We start from the raw sequence: 18,191 nt of genomic DNA, 5'->3' as shown, positions 1-18,191 counted from the left end.
CTGGCCCTGTTCGCCGGGCGGCCGGCTGCCGATAGAGGAGGGTGGCTTCCCCTCCGACGCCGGCCGAGAACCAGCCTGCCTACCGAATCCTCATGCGCGAGCGGTGCAGGATCGTGTACGGCCACATGCCGCTGCCCGAGTTCCTGGTGCTGCTGAAGCTGGCCGGCGATGCGGAGCTGCTGCATCCCGGCCTGGCGCGCATGCTGGGCGCGACGGCGGTGATCGGCCGGCCCGAAGCCTTGGATCGCCTGCGCGCGCAGGAGACGCCGGCCGCCATCGGCCGCATCCGCTTTCATCTGGGCCGTTGTGCGCGCCGCCTCGATCTGCCATCGCTGCGCTGGCTGGTGGCCGGTGAGCAGGGGTCGTCGAGCCTGGCGCTGTTCGCGCTGCTGACCGGCATCCGCCCGCCGCAGTACCGCGGCACGGCGCTCGACCTGCCGCACGACGCCAAGGGCTTCCGGTGCTGCCGCCTGCTGATCGAACAGGCGCCCGCGCTGCGCCGGCCGCTGCGGCTCCTGGCCGCGCGCATGCACGAGCCGGAGGTGGCGCGATGGGCCGCCGTGGCCGAAGCCTGGAGCGACCTGTGCGCGCAGATGGACCACGAGCTGCCGGACTGGCGCGCCGGGGCGCGCGAGGCGCCGGTGCTGCGCTCGATGCTGGTCTGCTTCCGCGAACTGGACGCGGCCTGCTTCGTGCATTCGAGCCGCATCGCGGCCTGAAGGCGAGGCGGCGGCAGCGAGTCAGGTCGACCGACATCCGCGGCGCGTATCCTGCGCGCCCATGACAACTCTTCCCGCGCCGCCAGCGATCGAATCCGCCGCGCCGGCTGCGGTCGGCTTTTTCGAAGCCTTGCGCTTCTGGCTCAAGCTCGGCTTCATCAGCTTCGGCGGCCCGGCCGGCCAGATCGCGATCATGCATGCGGAGCTGGTGGAGCGCCGGCGCTGGATCAGCGAGAAGCGCTTCCTGCATGCGCTCAACTACTGCATGCTGCTGCCCGGCCCCGAGGCGCAGCAGCTGGCCACCTACATCGGCTGGCTGATGCACCGCACGCGGGGCGGCATCGTCGCCGGCGCATTGTTCGTGCTGCCCTCGCTGTTCATCCTGATCGCGCTGTCGTGGATCTACATGGCCTACGGCCAGGTGCCCGTGGTCGCGGGCATCTTCCATGGCATCAAGCCCGCCGTCACCGCGCTGGTGCTGCATGCGGCCCATCGCATCGGCACGCGGGCCTTGAGGAATCCCTGGATGTGGGGGATTGCCGCGGCTGCCTTCATCGCGATCTTCGCCTTCGACACGCCGTTCCCGGCGATCGTCTTCGCGGCGGGCCTGATCGGGCACTTCGGCGCCCGCCGGGCGCCCGGCGTCTTCGCCCTCGGTGGCGGACACGGCAGCGCGGGGAAGGGCTACGGCCCGGCGCTCATCGACGACGACACGCCCACGCCGGTGCATGCGCTGTTCTCGCGCAGCCGCCTGGTCAAGGTGCTGTGCGCCGGGTTCGGCCTGTGGGCGCTGCCGATGGCCGCGCTCGTCGCCGCGCAGGGCCTGCAAGGGACGCTCACGCAGATGGGCTGGTTCTTCACCAAGGCCGCGATGCTGACCTTCGGTGGCGCCTATGCGGTGCTGCCCTATGTGTTCCAGGGCGCTGTCGAGCACCATCACTGGCTCGACGGCCCGCAGATGATCGATGGCCTGGCGCTTGGCGAGACGACACCCGGACCGCTGATCATGGTGGTGGCCTTCGTCGGCTTCGTCGGCGGCTGGCTGCAGCAGGCCGCCGGGTCCGCCGGCTCGTTCGCGGGCGGTGCGGTGGCGGCCACCGTGGTGACCTTCTTCACGTTCCTGCCGTCCTTCGTCTTCATCCTGGCCGGCGGCCCGCTCATCGAGGCGACCCACGGCAGGCTCGGCTTCACCGCGCCGCTGTCGGCGATCACGGCCGCCGTCGTCGGCGTGATCCTGAACCTGGCGCTGTTCTTCGCCTACCACGTGCTGTGGCCTCGCGGCTTCGGCGGGCCTTTCGACACGCTGTCCGCGCTCATCGCGGTCGCGGCCATGGTGGCGCTCTTTCGCTTCAAGGTCGGCGTGATGCCGCTGCTCGGTGCCTGCGCGGCCGTCGGTCTGCTGGCGACCTGGCTTCCTGCCGCTTCGGCCGCATGACCTCCCGCGTCATCGACCCGAAGCCCTCCTTTCGCGACCATTCATTCACCCCGCGACCTTGCGGGCCGAACAAAGCCTCGAAAGGAATCACCATGAACACCGCAGCACCCGATGCCACCCGCGTGGCCGACCAGTACATCGCCCTGTGGAACGAAACCGATGCCGGGCGCCGGCTGCAATTGCTCGAAGCGCACTGGACGGACGACGCGCGCTACGTCGATCCGATGGCCGAAGCCAGCGGCCGTGTGCAGATCAGCACGCTGGTCGGCGGCGTGCAGCAGCGCTTTCCCGGCTTTCGCTTCCGGCTCAAGGGCCAGCCCGATGCGCATGGCGAGCACCTGCGCTTCTCGTGGACGCTCGGCCCGAGCGGCGCCGAGGATTTGATAGCAGGCACCGATTTCGCGCAGCTCGACGCCGGCCGGCTGCGCTCGGTCACCGGCTTCCTGGACAAGGTGCCGGTCGGCGCCTGAGGCGCGGCAGGGCGCTCAGCCCGCGTCGGGCGCCTGGTCGTGGATGAGCCGCTTGCCGAGGCTCACGGCTTCGTCCTGCACGTAGCCGAGCCGGCGGTAGAACGCGATCACGCCTTCGTTGGACGAGCGCACCAGCAGGTTCAGCTTGGGGCAGCCGCGCTCGGTCAGCAGGCGTTCGGCCTCGTGCATCAGCGCGCGGCCGTGCGATTGCCCGCGGTGCGCGGCCGACACGGCAAGGTAGTAGACCCAGCCGCGGTGGCCGTCGAAGCCGATCATGGCCGTGGCCATCAGCTCGCCGTCCACCGTGCCGACCCGGAACAGCTCGGGCTGCTCGCCGAGCTTGCGCGCGATGTCGGCATGCGGGTCGTTCCACGGGCGCGTGAGGCCGCAGGCCCGCCACAGCGCAACGACCGCGGCTTCATCCTCCGGCGCGAAGGCCCGGATCTTCATGGTGCGGGTCACGGTCCTGCTCAGCGCGGCGCGTCGCCCTTGCGGTACTCGGCGGTCAGCTCGTCGAGCCGCTGCTTGAGGTCCGCGTCGAGCTTGTACTCGGCCGCCGCGAGCGTGGCATCCAGCTGCTCGGGCCGGCTGGCGCCCAGGAGCGGCGCGGTGATCAGGGGATTGGCCATCACCCAGGCGACCGCCAAGGTGGCGAGCGGCACGCCGGCTTCGTCGGCCAGCTTGTGCAGCGCGGTCACGGTCGCGAAGCTGCGCTCGTTCCAGTAGCGCTTCTGGTACATCGAGCCGGCGGTGCCGAGCGTGAAGCGCGTGTTCTCCTCGGGATTGGCGCCGGGCTTGTACTTGCCGGTCAAGAGGCCGCCCGCCAGCGGGTTGTAGGGGATCACGCCCAGCCCTTCCTCGTCCGCGAGCGGCAGCAGCTCGCGCTCGATCTCGCGGAACAGCAGGCTGTAGCGCGGCTGCACCGAGACCACCCGCGTGAGCCTGTGCAGCTCGGCGCGGCCGATCATGCGTGCCAGCCGGTAGGCCAGGAAGTTGGAGACGCCGATGTAGCGCGCGCGCCCCGAGCGCACGATCGTGTCGAGCGCCTCGAGGCTTTCGTCGAGCGGCGTCTCGCGGTCGTCGCCGTGCAGCTGGTAGAGGTCGACATGGTCGGTCTGCAGGCGCTCGAGCGAGGCATCGATCGCGTCCAGCAGGTGCTTGCGCGACGCGCCCTGGTCCCAGCTGTTGTGGCCGACCTTGCCGACCGCCTTGGTGGCGACGATGAAGTCGCCGCGCCGGCCCGGCCCCTTGGCGCGCAGCCAGCGGCCGATGATCTCCTCGGTGCGGCCGGTGGTCTCGACCGTGCCGCCGAGCGGATAGACGTCGGCGGTGTCGAGGAAGTTGATGCCGCCCTCGGCGGCGCGGTCGAGGATGCGGTGCGACACCGCTTCGTCCGTCTGCAGGCCGAAGGTCATGGTGCCGAGCGCGAGGCGAGACACGGTGAGGCCGGTGCGGCCGAGGCGGGTGGTGGGGATGCTCATGGGTGCGGCTCCGTTCGCTGCTGTGTCGATCCGCGATGCGGGATCGAGCGCGCGATGATAGTCACCGGCGCGCAAACCTGCTGGCGCTGCGATATCGCCGCGAGGCTAAGCGCGAGGGCGGGTTCAGGAGGTCGCTGAGAATTCGCATCTTTGGAGGCCGATCAGCCCCTGGCGCTACCGTGGGCTCAACGAGTGTGTCATCGCCTCACATTCGTTGTTTCAGGCTTATTGACGCCCGCTTGCCTTGATGCGCATCGACCACTTAGCCCCGTGAGGTGTGAAAATCGCACCATGAGATCTATGCTCTCGATGAGCGCCGCCAAAGGGCAGCCTCAATGACCGCCGGCGCGAAACCTCAGCCGAGCGAAGAGATCACACGGAGCGGTCCGGATACGAAGGCAGTCGTTCGCTTGCAGCAGGAGCTGAATGGGGAGTCTCCGCGCGGCATGGTACTGGTCGCTGCGGCCATGCTCGATGACGCCCTGCGAGAACTGTTGCTTGCCTCGCTGGTGCCCAATCCGTCGGGATCCGATACGTTGTTCGATGGTGCCAATGCGCCGCTGTCGACGTTTAGCGCCCGCATCGATGCAGCATATCGCCTGGGGCTAATCAGCGGCAATTTCTGCCGCGACATCCATATCATTCGTCGAATTCGAAACGACGTAGCTCACCAGCCGAGCGGCTTCACCTTCGATGATCCGAGCCCGCGTTCGCGCATCGAGGCCTTGACCAAGTCGCACGGGATGTACGAGCGCAGTCCGCAATCGGTCGCAACCAAGGGGATGCCGTCCTTGCGGCACCAGTTTCTCGAAGCTGCGTCATGGATGGTCTTTTTTCTGGCGGCGGAACGACAACGCGTGAAGCCTCGGCTAGCACGAGGGCGTGAGTTCGCCTATTACGCCCACTTCGACGACCTCAACACGCCTCCGATCATCGATGCGAACGCCGTACGGCGTGATCGAAGCGATCCAGGCTCAAAGGCTTAGCTGCTTGAACTTCGCGCCCGTGCGCCGAGAAAAGGGTACTGAGAGCATTCCCGACGATTGAAGGCGAGCAGCTTTCATGATCTGTGGCCACCAGCCGATCAGATGCTCGGCCTTCTCCCAAAATGGCCGGCCGCTCCATTCCTTCTCGAGCACGAAGACCAAGTGGCCGCCTTTGCGCAATGCCTCGCGCTCGGCATTGTGCTGCTTCTTGAATCGATCGATCGACACGACCACCCACGAACCCGTGAGTGCAAGGTCGGGAATCCAGTCCAGATCCTTGGCACTGCGCGGGTAGCGGTCGAACAGGTGAGTGACCACGTCCACATCGTCCTCTGCGGCCTTGCATAGCTCGCCGATCGCCAGCGCGAGATGGGGCGACATGTTTGCGTCGAAGAAAATCTTCAGGCCCGTGGCAGTCGCTCCTCGTAGCGCACCGCGGCGTCGACGTGACGCGGTTCGATGTCGAACTGGCGGGCGACCGCCTTGCGGTTGCGGCCTTCGGCCACGTAGCTTGCGTAGAGCGTGTCTGTCGGCACGCCGACATCGACCACGATGGGCTGCCCGAACTGCCTGGAGGGGTCAAGAATGACGCCCTTGGCATGGGGCGGATGCCACGCCGTAGCGATATCACCGGTGTAGTCGATGCCGGTGTAGAGCGAGGGCTTGATGATGTGCGTGAAAACCACTTGATGGCGTCGCAGATCGGTCAGCGTTTCCTCACCCGAGTCAGTCACAGCAGACTCGAAAATATCCTTGCCGTCGGTCAAGAAGCGCCGGGTCGTGAGCGGGTAGTCGGCGTGCCAGAGGGCACGGGCTGCCTCGATCGTGGCCTTGACCACATGCAAGCTCACGCCGGCGTTCACGAATGCGCGCACGAACCGGAGTTCGAGCAAATCGCGAAAGCCGATCGCCGGCTGCGTGAACTCGGCGCTAGCGAGCTGTGTTTTCCATAGCGGCGGGCTTTGTTTGAAAGCCTCGCCTCGCCTATAGCCGTAGCCACGCATCCAGCGGCGCACAGCGCGCAGATCGGAGTCGATCAGCCGCGCGGCCTGCGGAAGAGAGTAGATCCCGACGTTGAGCAACTCGGGTTCGGTGGTGGCAACCATAGGTTGTCGATTCTGCACGATCGGCGAGGTGGCGCCATTGCTTGCGTCCGGCGCCTCACTTGGCACCCGTCGCCCTTGGCCGCCGCGGAGCTACGCCGCGCGGCCGACTATGTGCGCCAGTTGTTCGCGGATCGCCGCCGCATTGTCGGGCCGCACCAGCCGTGCGATCTCCTGGCCGTCGCGCAGGAAGATCAGCGTCGGCCACAGCTTGATGCCGAACGAGCGGCCCAGCGGCCGGCCGCTGCCGTCCTCGACCTTGAGGTGGCGCAGCGTCGTCGGCGCCTCTGCCAGGGCCTCGCCGATCAGCGGCTGCGCCGCCTTGCAGATGCCGCACCAGTTGGTGCCGAATTCGACCAGCGTCGGGCCGCGCAGGGCGTCGAGCTCGGCACGCGAGGGTTGCGCCGTTTCGTAGGGTGCGTTCATGGCGCGATTCTGCTTCAGCGGCGCGGATGCCGCCGGCACCCGGCCGATCAGCGCGGCGTGCGCCGGCCGCTGGCCAGCTTGCGGTACACCGTGGCGCGGCTGATGCCGAGCGTGCGCGCCGCCTCGGCCACGTTGCCGCGCGCGTCGTCCACCGCGCGGCGGATCAGCTCGGCCTCGACATCGCGCAGGCGCGGCCGGCCGGTGCCCGCGACCGGTGCCGCCGGCCGGGTGGCCTGCGGCCGGGCCTGCACGCGCAGGCCGGACCACAACGGCACCTCGAGCACCGCATCGCCGCGCCGCGCGGCGTCGAACAGCATCTGCGGCGAGAGCGCGAAAAGCTCGCTGCAGTGCACGGCCGCGGCGGCCGCCAGCGGCTGGTGCAGCATCTGGCGCGCCGCGGCGTTGGCGCCGGTCACGCGGCCGTCGGCATCGATGCACAGCAGGCCGCCGGTGCCGCTGGCATAGCCGGGCCAATCGATGCCCAGCAGCAACTCGCAGGGATGGTCGCGCACCAGCGCGTTCTCGATGCTGCGCGCCGACAGCGCCGCCAGGTGCTGCAGCTCGGGCCGCTCGACCACCTGCACGCCGGTCAGGTCGAGCATGCCGATGCATTCGCCCTGCGGGCCGAAGAGCGGCGCGCCGGCGCAGCTGTAGATGCCGGTGTCGTCGAAGAAGTGCTCGCCGCGGTGCAGCCACACGGATGCGTGCTCGGCCAGCGCCGCGCCGATGGCGGTGGTGCCGACCGCGCGCTCGGACAGGTCGACGCCGATGCGCGCGAGATCGCGCGCATGCCGCGCCGCCGCATCGTGGCCGGCGGGCAGCGCGCCGACGTCGACCACGATGCCGTCGGCGTCGGTCAGGATCGCGAAGTAGCGGGTGTCGGCGATCGCGCGCGACAGCCGCTCGAGCACCGGCCGCGCGGCCGCGACCAGCGCGCGGTTGCGCTCGGCCACGCGCGCGGCCGCGGGGCCCGAGACCGGGTCGAAACTCACGCGCTGCTGGGGCCGGTGGCCGGCCGCCAGGCAGCGCTGCCAGGAGCGCGCCAGCCAGGGTTCGATGCGCGCGGCGCGGGCGCCGGCGGCGGGCTCGCCGTCGATCCATTCACGCCGTGCCTGCGCGATGGAGAAGGAGCGCTCAGGCACGGGTGAGGCGGCGGCAGTGGTCATCGTGTTTCATTTTGAGAATTTCAAGGAGAACGTGCAAGCGTCTAGGGTTTTGCCTAGGATGGTGCTCTTGCCCGGCGTCCAAGATTCAATTCGCCGAATCAGCCATCCACCCACGGAGACAGCCACATGCAGGTTCCTTTCACGGTCAACGGGCGCGAGGTCACGGTCGACTTGCCGCCCAACACCTTCCTCGTGCACGCGATCCGCGAGCATCTCCATCTCACCGGCACCCACGTCGGCTGCGACACCGCGCAGTGCGGCGCCTGCACGGTCCACGTCAACGGCCGCGCGATCAAGTCGTGCAACGTGCTGGTGGCGCAGGTCGCCGGCGCCGAGATCACCACCATCGAAGGCATCGCGCAGCCGGACGGCACCATGCACCCGATGCAGGCGGCCTTCAAGGAATGCCACGGCCTGCAATGCGGCTTCTGCACGCCGGGCATGGTGATGAGTGCCATCGACCTGTGCACGCACCATCCGAAGTCGAGCGAGACCGAGATCCGCGAACTGCTCGACGGCAACATGTGCCGCTGTACGGGCTACCAGAACATCGTCAAGGCGGTCCAGATGGGCGGCGAAGCGATGGCCGCCGCTCCCGCCAAAGCCGCCGTCACGGCATAAGGAGCACGACATGGGCGCACCCGACTTCGCAGGCCTGCCGCACATCGGCGAGGCTCTCAGGCGCAAGGAAGACTACCGCTTCCTCACCGGCGCAGGCCAGTACACCGACGACGTGCCGATCGCCAACCTGAGCCACGCCGTGTTCGTGCGCTCGCCGCACGCGCATGCCACCATCAGGTCGGTCGACACCGCCGCGGCGCTGAAGATGCCCGGCGTGGTCGGCATCTTCAGCGGCAAGGACATCGAGGGCAAGATGGGCGGGCTGCCCTGCGGCTGGCTGATCAACAACCCCGACGGCACGCCGATGAAGGAGCCGATGCACCCGATCCTCGCGATCAAGAAGGTGCGCTATGTCGGCGACCACGTCGCGATGGTGGTGGCCGAGACGGTCGAGCAGGCGAAGAACGCCGCCGAGGCGGTGGTGGTCGACTACGACGTGCACCCGGCGCTGGTCAGCGTGGCCGACGCGGCGAAGAAGCAGAGCGGCGTGACGATCCACGACGAGGCGCCCGACAACCAGTGCTACAAGTGGACGCTGGGCGACAAGGCGGGGGTCGATGCGGCCTTCGCCAATGCGGCGCACGTCACCAAGCTGGACCTCGTCAACAACCGGCTGATCCCGAACCCGATGGAGGCGCGCGTCGCCATCGGCAACTACAACCGGGCGAACGAGGAGTACGTGCTCTATGTCGCCAACCAGAACCCCCACGTCGAGCGCCTGTTGATGACGGCCTTCGTGCTCGGCCTGCCCGAGCACAAGGTGCGCGTGATCGCGCCCGACGTGGGCGGCGGCTTCGGCTCCAAGATCTATCTCTATGCCGAGGACGTGTGCCTGACCTGGGCCGCCAAGCAGCTCAACCGCAGCATCAAGTGGACGGGCGAGCGCTCCGAGTGCTTCCTGTCCGATGCGCACGGCCGCGACCACGTGAGCCACGCCGAGATGGCGATGGACAAGGATGGCAAGTTCCTCGCATTGCGCGTGCACACCGACGCCAACCTCGGCGCCTACCTCTCGACCTTCGCGACCGCGGTGCCGACCATCCTCTATGCGACGCTGCTCGCGGGCCAGTACACCACGCCACAGATCTACGTCGAGGTCGATGCCTGGTTCACCAACACCGCGCCGGTCGATGCCTACCGCGGCGCCGGCCGGCCCGAAGCGACCTACCTGCTGGAGCGCCTGGTGTCGCGCTGCGCGTGGGAGATGAAGCTCGGCCAGGACGAGATCCGCAAGCGCAACTTCATCACCGCCTTCCCCTACCAGACGCCGGTCGCGCTGCAGTACGACACGGGCGATTTCCATGCCTGCATGAACAAGTCGCAGGCGCTGGCCGATGTCGCCGGTTTCGCGCAGCGCAAGGCCGCCAGCGAGGCCAAGGGCAAGCTGCGCGGCATGGGCTATTCGAGCTACATCGAGGCCTGCGGCATCGCGCCCTCGAACATCGCGGGCGCGCTCGGCGCGCGTGCGGGGCTGTTCGAATGCGGCGAGATCCGCGTCCATCCGACCGGCAGCGTGACCGTCTTCACCGGCTCGCACAGCCATGGCCAGGGCCACGAGACCACCTTCGCGCAGGTCGTCGCGGCGCGCCTGGGCATCGCCGTCGAGGCGGTCGACGTGGTGCATGGCGACACCGGCCGTGTGCCCTTCGGCATGGGCACCTACGGTTCGCGCTCGATCTCGGTCGGCGGCGCGGCGATCATGAAGGCGCTCGACAAGATCGAGACCAAGGCCAAGAAGATCGCCGCCCATCTGATGGAGGCCAGCGATGCCGACATCGAGTTCGCCAACGGCGAGTTCACCGTCAAGGGCACCGACAAGAAGATCCCCTTCGGCCAGGTGGCGCTGACGGCCTACGTGCCGCACAACTACCCGCTCGACAAGCTGGAGCCGGGCCTGAACGAGACCGCGTTCTACGACCCGACCAACTTCACCTTCCCCGGCGGCACCTACATCTGCGAGGTCGAGATCGACCGCCAGACCGGCGAGGTCAAGGTCGACCGCTTCACCGCGGTCGACGACTTCGGCACCATCATCAATCCGATGATCGTCGAAGGCCAGGTGCACGGCGGGCTGGTGCAGGGCATCGGCCAGGCGCTGATGGAGAACTGCGTCTACGACGAGAACGGCCAGCTGCTCACCGGCAGCTTCATGGACTATGCGATGCCTCGCGCCGAGGACTTCCCGATGTTCAAGCTCGACACCGTGTGCACGCCCTGCACGCACAACCCGCTCGGCACCAAGGGCTGCGGCGAGGCGGGCGCCATCGGTTCGCCGCCGGCCGTGATCAACGCGGTGCTGGATGCGCTGGCGCCGCTGGGCGTCAAGGACTTCGACATGCCGGCCACGCCGCACCGCGTCTGGGAGGCGATGCAGAAGGGCAGCGCGAGCCTGACGCCGCAGCCCTCGCTGGCCGCCAGCACCCAAGGCCGTCCGGCTCCCTGAACATCCGAAGGAAATTCCACCATGTACCCCTTCACCCTCGAACGTCCGGCCACCGTGGCCGATGCCGTCAAGCTGGCCGGCGCGGGCGGCAAGCCGCTGGCCGGCGGCCAGACCCTGCTGGCCTCGATGAAGCTGCGCCTGTCGGCGCCCGAACAACTGGTCGACCTGAGCGGCATCAAGGAACTCACCGGCATCCGAAAGGACGGCAATGCCTTCGTGATCGGTGCGATGGCGCGGCATCTGGATGTCGCGAACAACGCGGAGATCAAGTCGGCCTTTCCGGCACTGGCCGACCTCGCGTCGCGCATCGGCGACCGCCAGGTGCGTGCGATGGGCACGCTCGGCGGTTCGGTCGCCAACGACGATCCGGCGGCCTGCTATCCGAGCGCGGTGCTGGGCACCGGCGCGACGGTGATCACCGACCGGCGCGAGATCGCGGCCGACGATTTCTTCCTCGGCCTGTTCACCACCGCGCTGGAAGAAGGCGAGCTGATCACAGCGATCCGCTTTCCGATCCCGAAGCGCGCGGTGTACGAGAAGCTGCGCCAGAAGGCCTCGAACTTTCCGCTGGTCGGCATCTTCCTCGCGCAGTACGACAACGGCGTGCGCGTCGCGGTCACCGGCGCGGGCAATGGCGTGTTCCGGCACAAGGGCCTCGAGGATGCGCTGAACAAGAGCTTCACGCCCGAGTCCGCGGCCGGCGTGAAGATCGATGCGAGCGATCTCAACACCGACCTGCATGCGTCGGCTGCGTACCGGGCGAACCTGATCAGCGTGCTGACGCAGCGAGCCGTTGCCAAAGCCCTGGGCTGAGAGGAGCGCTAAGCTGCAGAGATGATCGACACCACGCCCGCGCTCGCTTCGCCTTTCCCTTCCATCGACGCGGTCGTGCAAGGGCTTCAGGGCGCCGGCTATTACGCGGACCGCCGGCTCGCCACGGCGGTGTTCCTGGCGCTCAAGCTCCAGCGCCCGCTGCTGCTCGAAGGCGAGCCCGGCGTCGGCAAGACCGAACTGGCCAAGGCGTTGTCGGCCGCGCTCGGCCGCGAGCTGCTTCGGCTGCAGTGCTACGACGGCCTCGAACAGCGCGAGGCGCTCTACGAATGGAACTACGCCGCGCAACTGCTGCACATGCGCGCGGCCGAGGCGCTCGGCACCTCGAACGATGTCGAGTCCGAGGTCTACCAGCCGCGCTACCTGATCCGCCGGCCGCTGCTGCAGGCGCTGCAGGCGCCGGCACCGGGCGCGGTGCTGCTGATCGACGAGGTCGATCGCGCCGACGAGCCCTTCGAGGCCTTCCTGCTCGAATACCTGGGCGAGTACCAGGTCAGCATTCCCGAACTCGGCACCGTGCGCGCGCTGGTGCCGCCGGTCACGCTGCTCACCAGCAACCGCACGCGCGAACTCAACGACGCGGTCAAGCGGCGCTGCCTCTACCACTGGCTCGACTACCCGGAGCGCGAGCGCGAGCTGGCGATCGTGCGCGCGCAGGTGCCGCAGGCCAGCGCGGTGTTGTCCGGGCAGGTCGCGGCCTTCATCGGGCGGCTGCGCAGCGCGCCTTTCGTCAACGCCTTCCAGCGGGCGCCGGGCATTGCCGAAAGCGTCGAGTGGGCGCGTGCGCTGATTGCGCTCGACACCGTCGAGCTCGACCCCGAGATCGTGGTCGACACCGCCGGCATCCTCTTCAAGCAGCGCGACGATGTGGCCGCGCTGACGCGTGAGCTGGCGTCGGACCTGCTCAAGCCCGAGGAGGAGGCTGCGCCGTGAGCGTTCAGCAACTGGGAGACGCACGGCGCGGCAAGCTGGCCGACAACATGATGGGCTTCGGCCGCGCGCTGCGCCGCGCCGGCGTGCGCACCGACTCGATGCGCATCGCGCTGGCGGCCGAGGCCGCCACGCTGGTGGGCGTGGACCACCGGCCCGACCTCGCGGCCGCGATGGAGGCGGTGATGATCAGCCGCGAGGAAGACCGGCTGGTGTTCCGCGAGCTGTTCGATGCGTGGTTCCGCGACCCCGAACTCGCCAACAAGATGCTCGCCCAGATGCTGCCGAGTGCCGAAGGCAAGGCCGAGCCGTCGAAGCGTCGTCCGCGCGTGCGCGAGGCGCTCGCGCCGCCGCGGCCGTCGGTGCAGCCGGCGCAGAACGAGCGCGAGGTCGACTTCGATGCCGCGATGACGGCGAGCGACCGCCAGCGGCTGCACCATGCCGACTTCAATGCGCTCGGCGCGGCCGAATACCAGCTGGTCGAGCGGCTCGCACGCGATGTCGCGCTGCCGGTGCCGCGGCTTCCCGCACGCCGGCTGCGCGTGACCGGCGACGCGGGCGCGCATTCGCGCATGCACTGGCCCGGCGTGTGGCATGAGGCCGGACGCACCGGCGGCGAGATGATCCGGCTGCCGCGCCTGGCGCGGCGCAAGCAGCCGCTGCCCTTGCTGGTGCTGGTCGACGTGTCGGGCTCGATGGAGCGCTACGCGCGCCTGCTGCTGGCCTTCCTGCATGCGGCGACGCGGCATTCCGGCCGGCGCGACGTGTTCGCCTTCGGCACCCGCCTGACCGACCTGACGCCGGCTTTTCGCATCGCCGATACCGACGCGATGCTGGTCGCGGCCGGCGCGGCCATCGACGATTTCGCAGGCGGCACGCGCTTCGGCGCGTCGCTCGCCGAACTGCGCGAACGCCATGCGCGGCGGCTCACGGGCCGCCGCACGCTGGTGCTGGTGATCAGCGACGGCCTCGACACCGGCGAGCCCGACGCGCTGGAGCGCGAGCTGCTGTGGGTCAAGCGCCATTCGCGGCGCATTCTCTGGCTCAACCCCTTGCTGAGGTACGAGGGCTACGCGCCGCTGGCGCGCGGTGCGGCGGTGTTGCATCGGCATGCGGATGCGATGCTGGCGGTCCACAATCTCAGCGCTTTGGAACAACTGGCCGCCAGCCTCGCCGCGCTGATGCGAGCCGGCCGGTAGCCGCGTCGGCGCCCCTATCGAATCAACCAAGGAAACCATCATGGAAATGCTCGGCAACCGCCGGCTCGGCATCACGCAGCAGCAGGCCTGGGAAGCACTCAACGATCCGGAGACCTTGCGCAAATGCATCCCCGGCTGCGACAAGTTCGAGCTCACCGGCGACAACCAGTACACCGTCGCGCTGGCGGTCAAGATCGGCCCGGTGTCGGCCAAGTTCAACGGCAAGGTCACGCTGGCCGACATCACGCCGCCTGACAGCTACCGGCTCTCGTTCGAAGGGCAGGGCGGCGTGGCCGGCTTCGCGAAGGGTTCGTCGAGCGTGTCGCTCAAGCCGGTCGCCGACGGCGCTGAAGGCTGCGAACTCGACTACACCGTCAACGCGCAGGTCGGCGGCAAGATCGCGCAGCTCGGCCAGCGCCTGATCGACGGCGCCGCCAAGTCGACCGCCGACGATTTCTTCAAGCGCTTCGAAGCCGAGATGCAGAGCCGCTACGGCCCCCCGCCGGCCGCCGAAGCGGACACTGCGCAAGCCGCCGCGCCCGCGGCGGAAAAGACCGGTGCCGTGGCCGGCTTCATGCAGAAGCTGGGCATCGGCAGGAAGGCCGACAAGCCGGACGACAAAGCCTCGGAATAGACGCCATGGAAAACCTCGACGTGATGGTGTTGCGCACCCTGCGCGACTGGCGGCAGGCCGGCCGCCGCGCGCTGCTCACGACCGTGGTGCGGACCTGGGGCTCGTCGCCGCGGCCCATCGGTTCGATCATGGCGCTGGCCGACGACGGCGCCGTGGTCGGCTCGGTCTCGGGCGGCTGCATCGAGGACGACCTGATCGCGCGCTACAGCCGCGCCCACGGCGCCGAGGTCGAGATGCCCACCGGTGCGCCGGCCTTCGTCAAGTACGGCATCACCGCCGACGAGGCGCACCGCTTCGGCCTGCCCTGCGGCGGCACGCTGGAACTGCTGCTCGAATACGACCCCGATGCGGCATCGCTGGCGACGCTCGTCGCGTCGCTCGAACAGGGGCGGCTGATGCAGCGCACGGTGGTGCTGGCGGACGGGGCCGTGAGCCTGGCCGAGGCCACGTCGCCGGCCGAACTCTGCGTCGACGACAAAGAACTGACCAACACCTTCGGACCCGAATACCGCATGCTGCTGATCGGCGCCGGCCAGCTGGCCGAATACCTCGCGACGATGGCCAAGTTCAGCGGCTTCGCGGTCACCCTGTGCGACCCGCGCGCCGAATACCGCACCGCATGGTCGCTGCCCGGCGTGACGATGAGCACCGAGATGCCCGACGACGCGGTGACCGCCTTCCGGCCCGACCGCCGCACCTGCGTGGTCGCGCTGACGCACGATCCCAAGCTCGACGACCTCGCCTTGCTGGAAGCGCTGGACAGCGAGGCCTTCTATGTCGGCGCGATCGGCTCGCGCCGCAATGCCCAGGCGCGGCGCGAACGCATGATCGAGCACTTCGAGCAGACCGAGGCCTCGCTGGCGCGCCTGCGCGGCCCGATCGGCATCTACATCGGCAGCAAGACACCGCCCGAGATCGCGGTGAGCGTGATGGCCGAGATCCTGGCGGTGAAGAACAGCGTCGCGCTGCCGCGGGAAGCCGATGTGGCGGTGGCCAAGTCGGCCGCAGACTGAAGGGGGTTCGCGCTCAGCGCTTGCGCGGGCTCCACAGCCCGGCGAGGAAGGTGGTGTTGCGGCCCATCGCGCGCTGCATGTCGCGCGATTCGCGGGCCTCCGTCCGGGCCATGGAGAGCGCGAAGACGGCGGCGATCAGCACGAAACACAGCACGCCGGCAATCAGCAGCCCGGTGAACGAAGCCAGCCAGAAGGCGATGGCCAGCACGGCGATGTTGGCGAGAAGGATGATGGCGCGCATGGACCACAGGCTATCAGGGAAGCCGCGCGGCGTGCGTGAACTATTGCGCGGAATGCGGCGCTGACGCGGCTATTCGGCCGCGCTCGCGGGGTCGCGCGCCGGGCCGTCGAAGGCGCGCAGCAGCAGCGGCGCGAGCGCCTGCATGCCGGCCGTGGCAGGCTGCATCGGCAACAGCCCCGGCGTGAAGCCGAGCGCCTCGAAGCGCTGGAGCAGTGCGGTGTCGGCGCTGATGATGTGGACCGGCACCTCCCACGACGCATCCTTGCCGCTGACGCTGGCCAGCGGCTGGTGGTCGCCGATCACGATCGTCAAGAGCTTCGCCGGCGCGCGGCCCGCGAGGTAGTCGCCGAGCCAGCGGAAGGTGTAGCGCAGCGAGGCCACATAGGCCGGCACCGGCTCGAGCCACGACACCGGCTCGGCCTCGGCCTCTGCGGCCTGTTCCGACGTGTAGGCGTCGTCGCGCAGCAGCCGCGCCCAATCCGCCACGTAGGGCGCCAGCGGACGGAAGGGCGCATGGCTGGCCAGCGTCGGGAACACGATGAAGCGCGGTGGGCGCTGCCCGGCCGGCGCGGCCAGTTCCTGCGCCTGCAGCAGTGCCATCGAGGCCTGGTCCGGGATGTGCCAGTAGCCGAAGGACGGACCGCGGTAGCCCATGCTGTTCGCATCGGCGTAGCGGTCGAAGCCGTAGAAGCTGCCTTCGGGCCAGGGGCGCTGCAGGCCGGGCATCCAGTTCACCGTGCGGTACCCGTGCTGGCGGAAATGCCGCACCAGCGTCGGCCGGTCGGTGGACAGCAGCAGCTCGTAGTCGCCCGGGTCGCGCGTGTCGACGCCGCTCAGCAGCGCGGCATGCGCGAGCCACGAGCCGCCGCCGTAGGTCGGCGAACGAAAGCGCGCCGACACCACCTGCCGCCCGCCGTCCTTCAGCGCCTCGGCGAACTGCGCGCGCGCCGGCGCGAGCTGCGCGGCCTGCCGCGGATCGTCGAGCGTGCAGACGCCATAGGACTCGGCAAAGATCAGCAGCACGTCGGCGCCATGAAGGCTGACCAGGTCGGTGGCCTCGAACGCGGGACTGGCCGACAGCTGCGAAGCCACCTGGCCCGGCAGCAGCTGGCGGCTCAGCAGCGCGGCCTGGCGCGCGATCGTCGGCGCGACCGGGATCGAGAAGAACCAGCGCGTGTCGAGCCCGTTCCATCCATGGACCGCGAAGCTCGCCAGCAGCAGCACACCCGCGAGCCCGACCGCCGGCCGCGGCGGCGGCCAGGCCAGCGCGCGCGCCATCGATTGCCAGCATCGGTGCGCGACGGCATCCACGAGCCAGATGACGACGATGGCTGCGACGGCGCCGAGGCCGGCCTGCCACCCCGCGACATCGCCCATCCGAAGCAGCTCCGCCACATGCCGGCCGTCCCAATAGAGATTGACCGGCCGGCCGAACACCGCGCGCACGGTGACATCGAGGTAGCGCGCGGTCGCCCAGACGGTGGTGATGGCGGCCAGCGCACGCAGCACGCCGGCCCCGGCCCGGCCGCGCAGCGCGACCCACGGCATCAGCACCAGCACCGCCATGCAGAGCTCGAAGGACAGCCGCGGCGTCGGCCGCGGCCACAGCGTGCCGTCGAGGTTGTCGAGCGTCAGAAGCGCGTTGAGGATGACGAAGGCGACGCCGAAGCGCAGCAGCCAGACGGCCCAGCCCGTCGACGCCTCGCGCTCGCGTGCCTTCATGCGCCACCCACCGCGCGAGGTTGCCGCCGGCGCGCCAGCAGCATGATGTCCGCGCCGAAGGAGGCGGCGAGCAGCGCAAGGCTGGCGGCGGCGATGAGCGTGGCCCATGGCCGCGGCACGATCGGCGCGAGGCACACGATCAGGCTCGTGATCTGCACCACGCAGATCGTCTTGCGCCGCAGGCTCGGCGCCAGCGGCGCCTGCAGCCAGGGCCAGGCGCGCATCGCGAGCACGAACGCGTAGCGCATCAGCCCGGCCGCGAGGATCCAGGCGCCGACCTTGCCGAAATGCACGAGCAGCAGCGACAGCACCAGCGTCAGCAGCGCATCGGTTTCCATGTCGAAGCGCGCGCCGAAGGCGCTGGCCATGCCGGTGGCGCGCGCCAGCGGGCCGTCCGCCGCATCGAGCAGCGCGGCGATCGTCGCGATCACGACCACGGCCCAGGCCTCACGCGACGCGTCGCCGACCGGCTCGCCGATCACGGCGGCCAGCAGCGCGACCAGCGACAGGCGCAGCAGCGTCACGCCGTTGGCCGGACCGAAGCGCGCCAGTTGCGCATCGGCATCGAGCGCCTGCAGCAGGATTGCGATCGCCAGCCCGTAGACGGCCGCGGCCTTGAGCGGAAACCAGGGACTGGCGCCATGGGCCGCCGCCATGCCGCCGGCCAGCACGCACAGCAGCACGAAGCAGGCCGCGGCGGCGCGCCGCGCGCCCCGCCGCGCGACGGGTGTCGTCTTAAGATCGGTCGCCAGTGGCTTGAACAACATGGAT

At 69.3% G+C, this 18,191-nt stretch carries 20 protein-coding genes; 11 read left to right on the top strand and 9 right to left on the bottom strand.

Annotation, left to right across the window (positions count from 1 at the left end; genetic code table 11):
- Positions 1–41 precede the first annotated feature (41 nt).
- The 3 genes from E5P2_RS19210 (at position 42) to E5P2_RS19200 (ending at position 2,624) form a co-directional block, all read left to right on the top strand.
- Positions 42–719, top strand: coding sequence for a hypothetical protein (locus E5P2_RS19210; RefSeq protein ID WP_162568689.1), 678 nt, complete (start codon positions 42–44; stop codon positions 717–719).
- Positions 720–780: 61 nt separating this feature from the next.
- Complete coding sequence (gene chrA, locus E5P2_RS19205; RefSeq protein WP_162568688.1) at positions 781–2,154, top strand: chromate efflux transporter; 1,374 nt, start codon at positions 781–783, stop codon at positions 2,152–2,154.
- 92 nt (positions 2,155–2,246) lie between these two features.
- Entirely contained in the window at positions 2,247–2,624 is a 378-nt protein-coding gene (locus E5P2_RS19200) for a nuclear transport factor 2 family protein (protein ID WP_162568687.1), read from the top strand.
- A 15-nt stretch (positions 2,625–2,639) separates the two neighbouring features.
- On the opposite strand, the gene E5P2_RS19195 is transcribed toward E5P2_RS19200, so the two are convergent.
- Both E5P2_RS19195 and E5P2_RS19190 read right to left on the bottom strand, forming a co-directional pair.
- On the bottom strand, positions 2,640–3,074 hold the full coding sequence (locus E5P2_RS19195; RefSeq protein WP_162568686.1) for a GNAT family acetyltransferase: 435 nt from the start codon (positions 3,072–3,074) through the stop codon (positions 2,640–2,642).
- A 20-nt stretch (positions 3,075–3,094) separates the two neighbouring features.
- Complete coding sequence (locus E5P2_RS19190; RefSeq protein WP_162568685.1) at positions 3,095–4,105, bottom strand: aldo/keto reductase; 1,011 nt, start codon at positions 4,103–4,105, stop codon at positions 3,095–3,097.
- A 410-nt stretch (positions 4,106–4,515) separates the two neighbouring features.
- Here E5P2_RS19190 and E5P2_RS19185 point away from each other — a divergent pair, with 410 nt between their 5' ends.
- Positions 4,516–5,091 (top strand): hypothetical protein, encoded by a 576-nt coding sequence (locus E5P2_RS19185; protein ID WP_232080757.1) that lies wholly within the window; start codon positions 4,516–4,518, stop codon positions 5,089–5,091.
- On the opposite strand, the gene E5P2_RS19180 is transcribed toward E5P2_RS19185, so the two are convergent.
- From E5P2_RS19180 to E5P2_RS19165, 4 genes are all read right to left on the bottom strand, one after another.
- Positions 5,080–5,490 (bottom strand): hypothetical protein, encoded by a 411-nt coding sequence (locus E5P2_RS19180; protein WP_269475707.1) that lies wholly within the window; start codon positions 5,488–5,490, stop codon positions 5,080–5,082. The two genes, E5P2_RS19185 and E5P2_RS19180, sit on opposite strands and share 12 nt — an antisense overlap.
- A gap of 2 nt (positions 5,491–5,492) precedes the next feature.
- Positions 5,493–6,197: a DUF433 domain-containing protein gene (locus tag E5P2_RS19175; protein ID WP_162568682.1), complete on the bottom strand. Its 705-nt coding sequence runs from the start codon at positions 6,195–6,197 to the stop codon at positions 5,493–5,495.
- Positions 6,198–6,287: 90 nt separating this feature from the next.
- The gene (locus tag E5P2_RS19170) at positions 6,288–6,620 is read right to left on the bottom strand and encodes a thioredoxin family protein (RefSeq protein ID WP_162568681.1); all 333 of its coding nucleotides are present in this window, start codon (positions 6,618–6,620) and stop codon (positions 6,288–6,290) included.
- 47 nt (positions 6,621–6,667) lie between these two features.
- Complete coding sequence (locus E5P2_RS19165; protein WP_162568680.1) at positions 6,668–7,786, bottom strand: helix-turn-helix domain-containing protein; 1,119 nt, start codon at positions 7,784–7,786, stop codon at positions 6,668–6,670.
- 126 nt (positions 7,787–7,912) lie between these two features.
- On the opposite strand from E5P2_RS19165, the gene E5P2_RS19160 reads away from it, so the two are divergent.
- Genes E5P2_RS19160 through E5P2_RS19130 form a run of 7 tightly spaced genes read left to right on the top strand, consistent with a single transcriptional unit; the run spans position 7,913 to position 15,457 of the window.
- Positions 7,913–8,407, top strand: coding sequence for a (2Fe-2S)-binding protein (locus E5P2_RS19160; RefSeq protein ID WP_162568679.1), 495 nt, complete (start codon positions 7,913–7,915; stop codon positions 8,405–8,407).
- A gap of 10 nt (positions 8,408–8,417) precedes the next feature.
- Positions 8,418–10,850 carry a xanthine dehydrogenase family protein molybdopterin-binding subunit gene (locus E5P2_RS19155; RefSeq protein WP_162568678.1) on the top strand — a complete coding sequence of 811 codons (2,433 nt, stop codon included), beginning with the start codon at positions 8,418–8,420 and terminating at the stop codon, positions 10,848–10,850.
- 21 nt (positions 10,851–10,871) lie between these two features.
- A complete protein-coding gene (locus E5P2_RS19150; protein WP_162568677.1) occupies positions 10,872–11,663 on the top strand; it encodes an FAD binding domain-containing protein in 792 nt (263 codons plus the stop codon).
- Between the two features lie 21 nt (positions 11,664–11,684).
- On the top strand, positions 11,685–12,614 hold the full coding sequence (locus E5P2_RS19145; protein ID WP_162568676.1) for an AAA family ATPase: 930 nt from the start codon (positions 11,685–11,687) through the stop codon (positions 12,612–12,614).
- A gap of 47 nt (positions 12,615–12,661) precedes the next feature.
- Positions 12,662–13,810: a vWA domain-containing protein gene (locus E5P2_RS19140; RefSeq protein ID WP_162570562.1), complete on the top strand. Its 1,149-nt coding sequence runs from the start codon at positions 12,662–12,664 to the stop codon at positions 13,808–13,810.
- 40 nt (positions 13,811–13,850) lie between these two features.
- Entirely contained in the window at positions 13,851–14,444 is a 594-nt protein-coding gene (locus E5P2_RS19135) for a CoxG family protein (RefSeq protein ID WP_162568675.1), read from the top strand.
- A gap of 5 nt (positions 14,445–14,449) precedes the next feature.
- Entirely contained in the window at positions 14,450–15,457 is a 1,008-nt protein-coding gene (locus E5P2_RS19130) for an XdhC family protein (RefSeq protein WP_162568674.1), read from the top strand.
- A gap of 13 nt (positions 15,458–15,470) precedes the next feature.
- Here E5P2_RS19130 and E5P2_RS19125 read toward each other — a convergent pair whose 3' ends face one another.
- The 3 genes from E5P2_RS19125 to E5P2_RS19115 all read right to left on the bottom strand — a co-directional run bounded on the left by E5P2_RS19125 (position 15,471) and on the right by E5P2_RS19115 (position 18,187).
- Positions 15,471–15,698, bottom strand: a complete 228-nt coding sequence (locus E5P2_RS19125; RefSeq protein ID WP_162568673.1) for a hypothetical protein — start codon at positions 15,696–15,698, stop codon at positions 15,471–15,473.
- Positions 15,699–15,767: 69 nt separating this feature from the next.
- Positions 15,768–17,420 (bottom strand): sulfatase-like hydrolase/transferase, encoded by a 1,653-nt coding sequence (locus E5P2_RS19120; protein WP_162568672.1) that lies wholly within the window; start codon positions 17,418–17,420, stop codon positions 15,768–15,770.
- Positions 17,417–18,187: a CDP-alcohol phosphatidyltransferase family protein gene (locus E5P2_RS19115; RefSeq protein ID WP_162568671.1), complete on the bottom strand. Its 771-nt coding sequence runs from the start codon at positions 18,185–18,187 to the stop codon at positions 17,417–17,419. Before E5P2_RS19115 ends, E5P2_RS19120 begins: the two co-directional genes overlap by 4 nt.
- Between the last annotated feature and the right edge of the window lie 4 nt (positions 18,188–18,191).

Source organism: Variovorax sp. SRS16 (genome assembly GCF_901827165.1).
GTDB lineage: Bacteria > Pseudomonadota > Gammaproteobacteria > Burkholderiales > Burkholderiaceae_C > Variovorax.
Note: the sequence above shows the minus strand (reverse complement) of the source record. Positions and strands in the feature narration are given on the sequence as shown.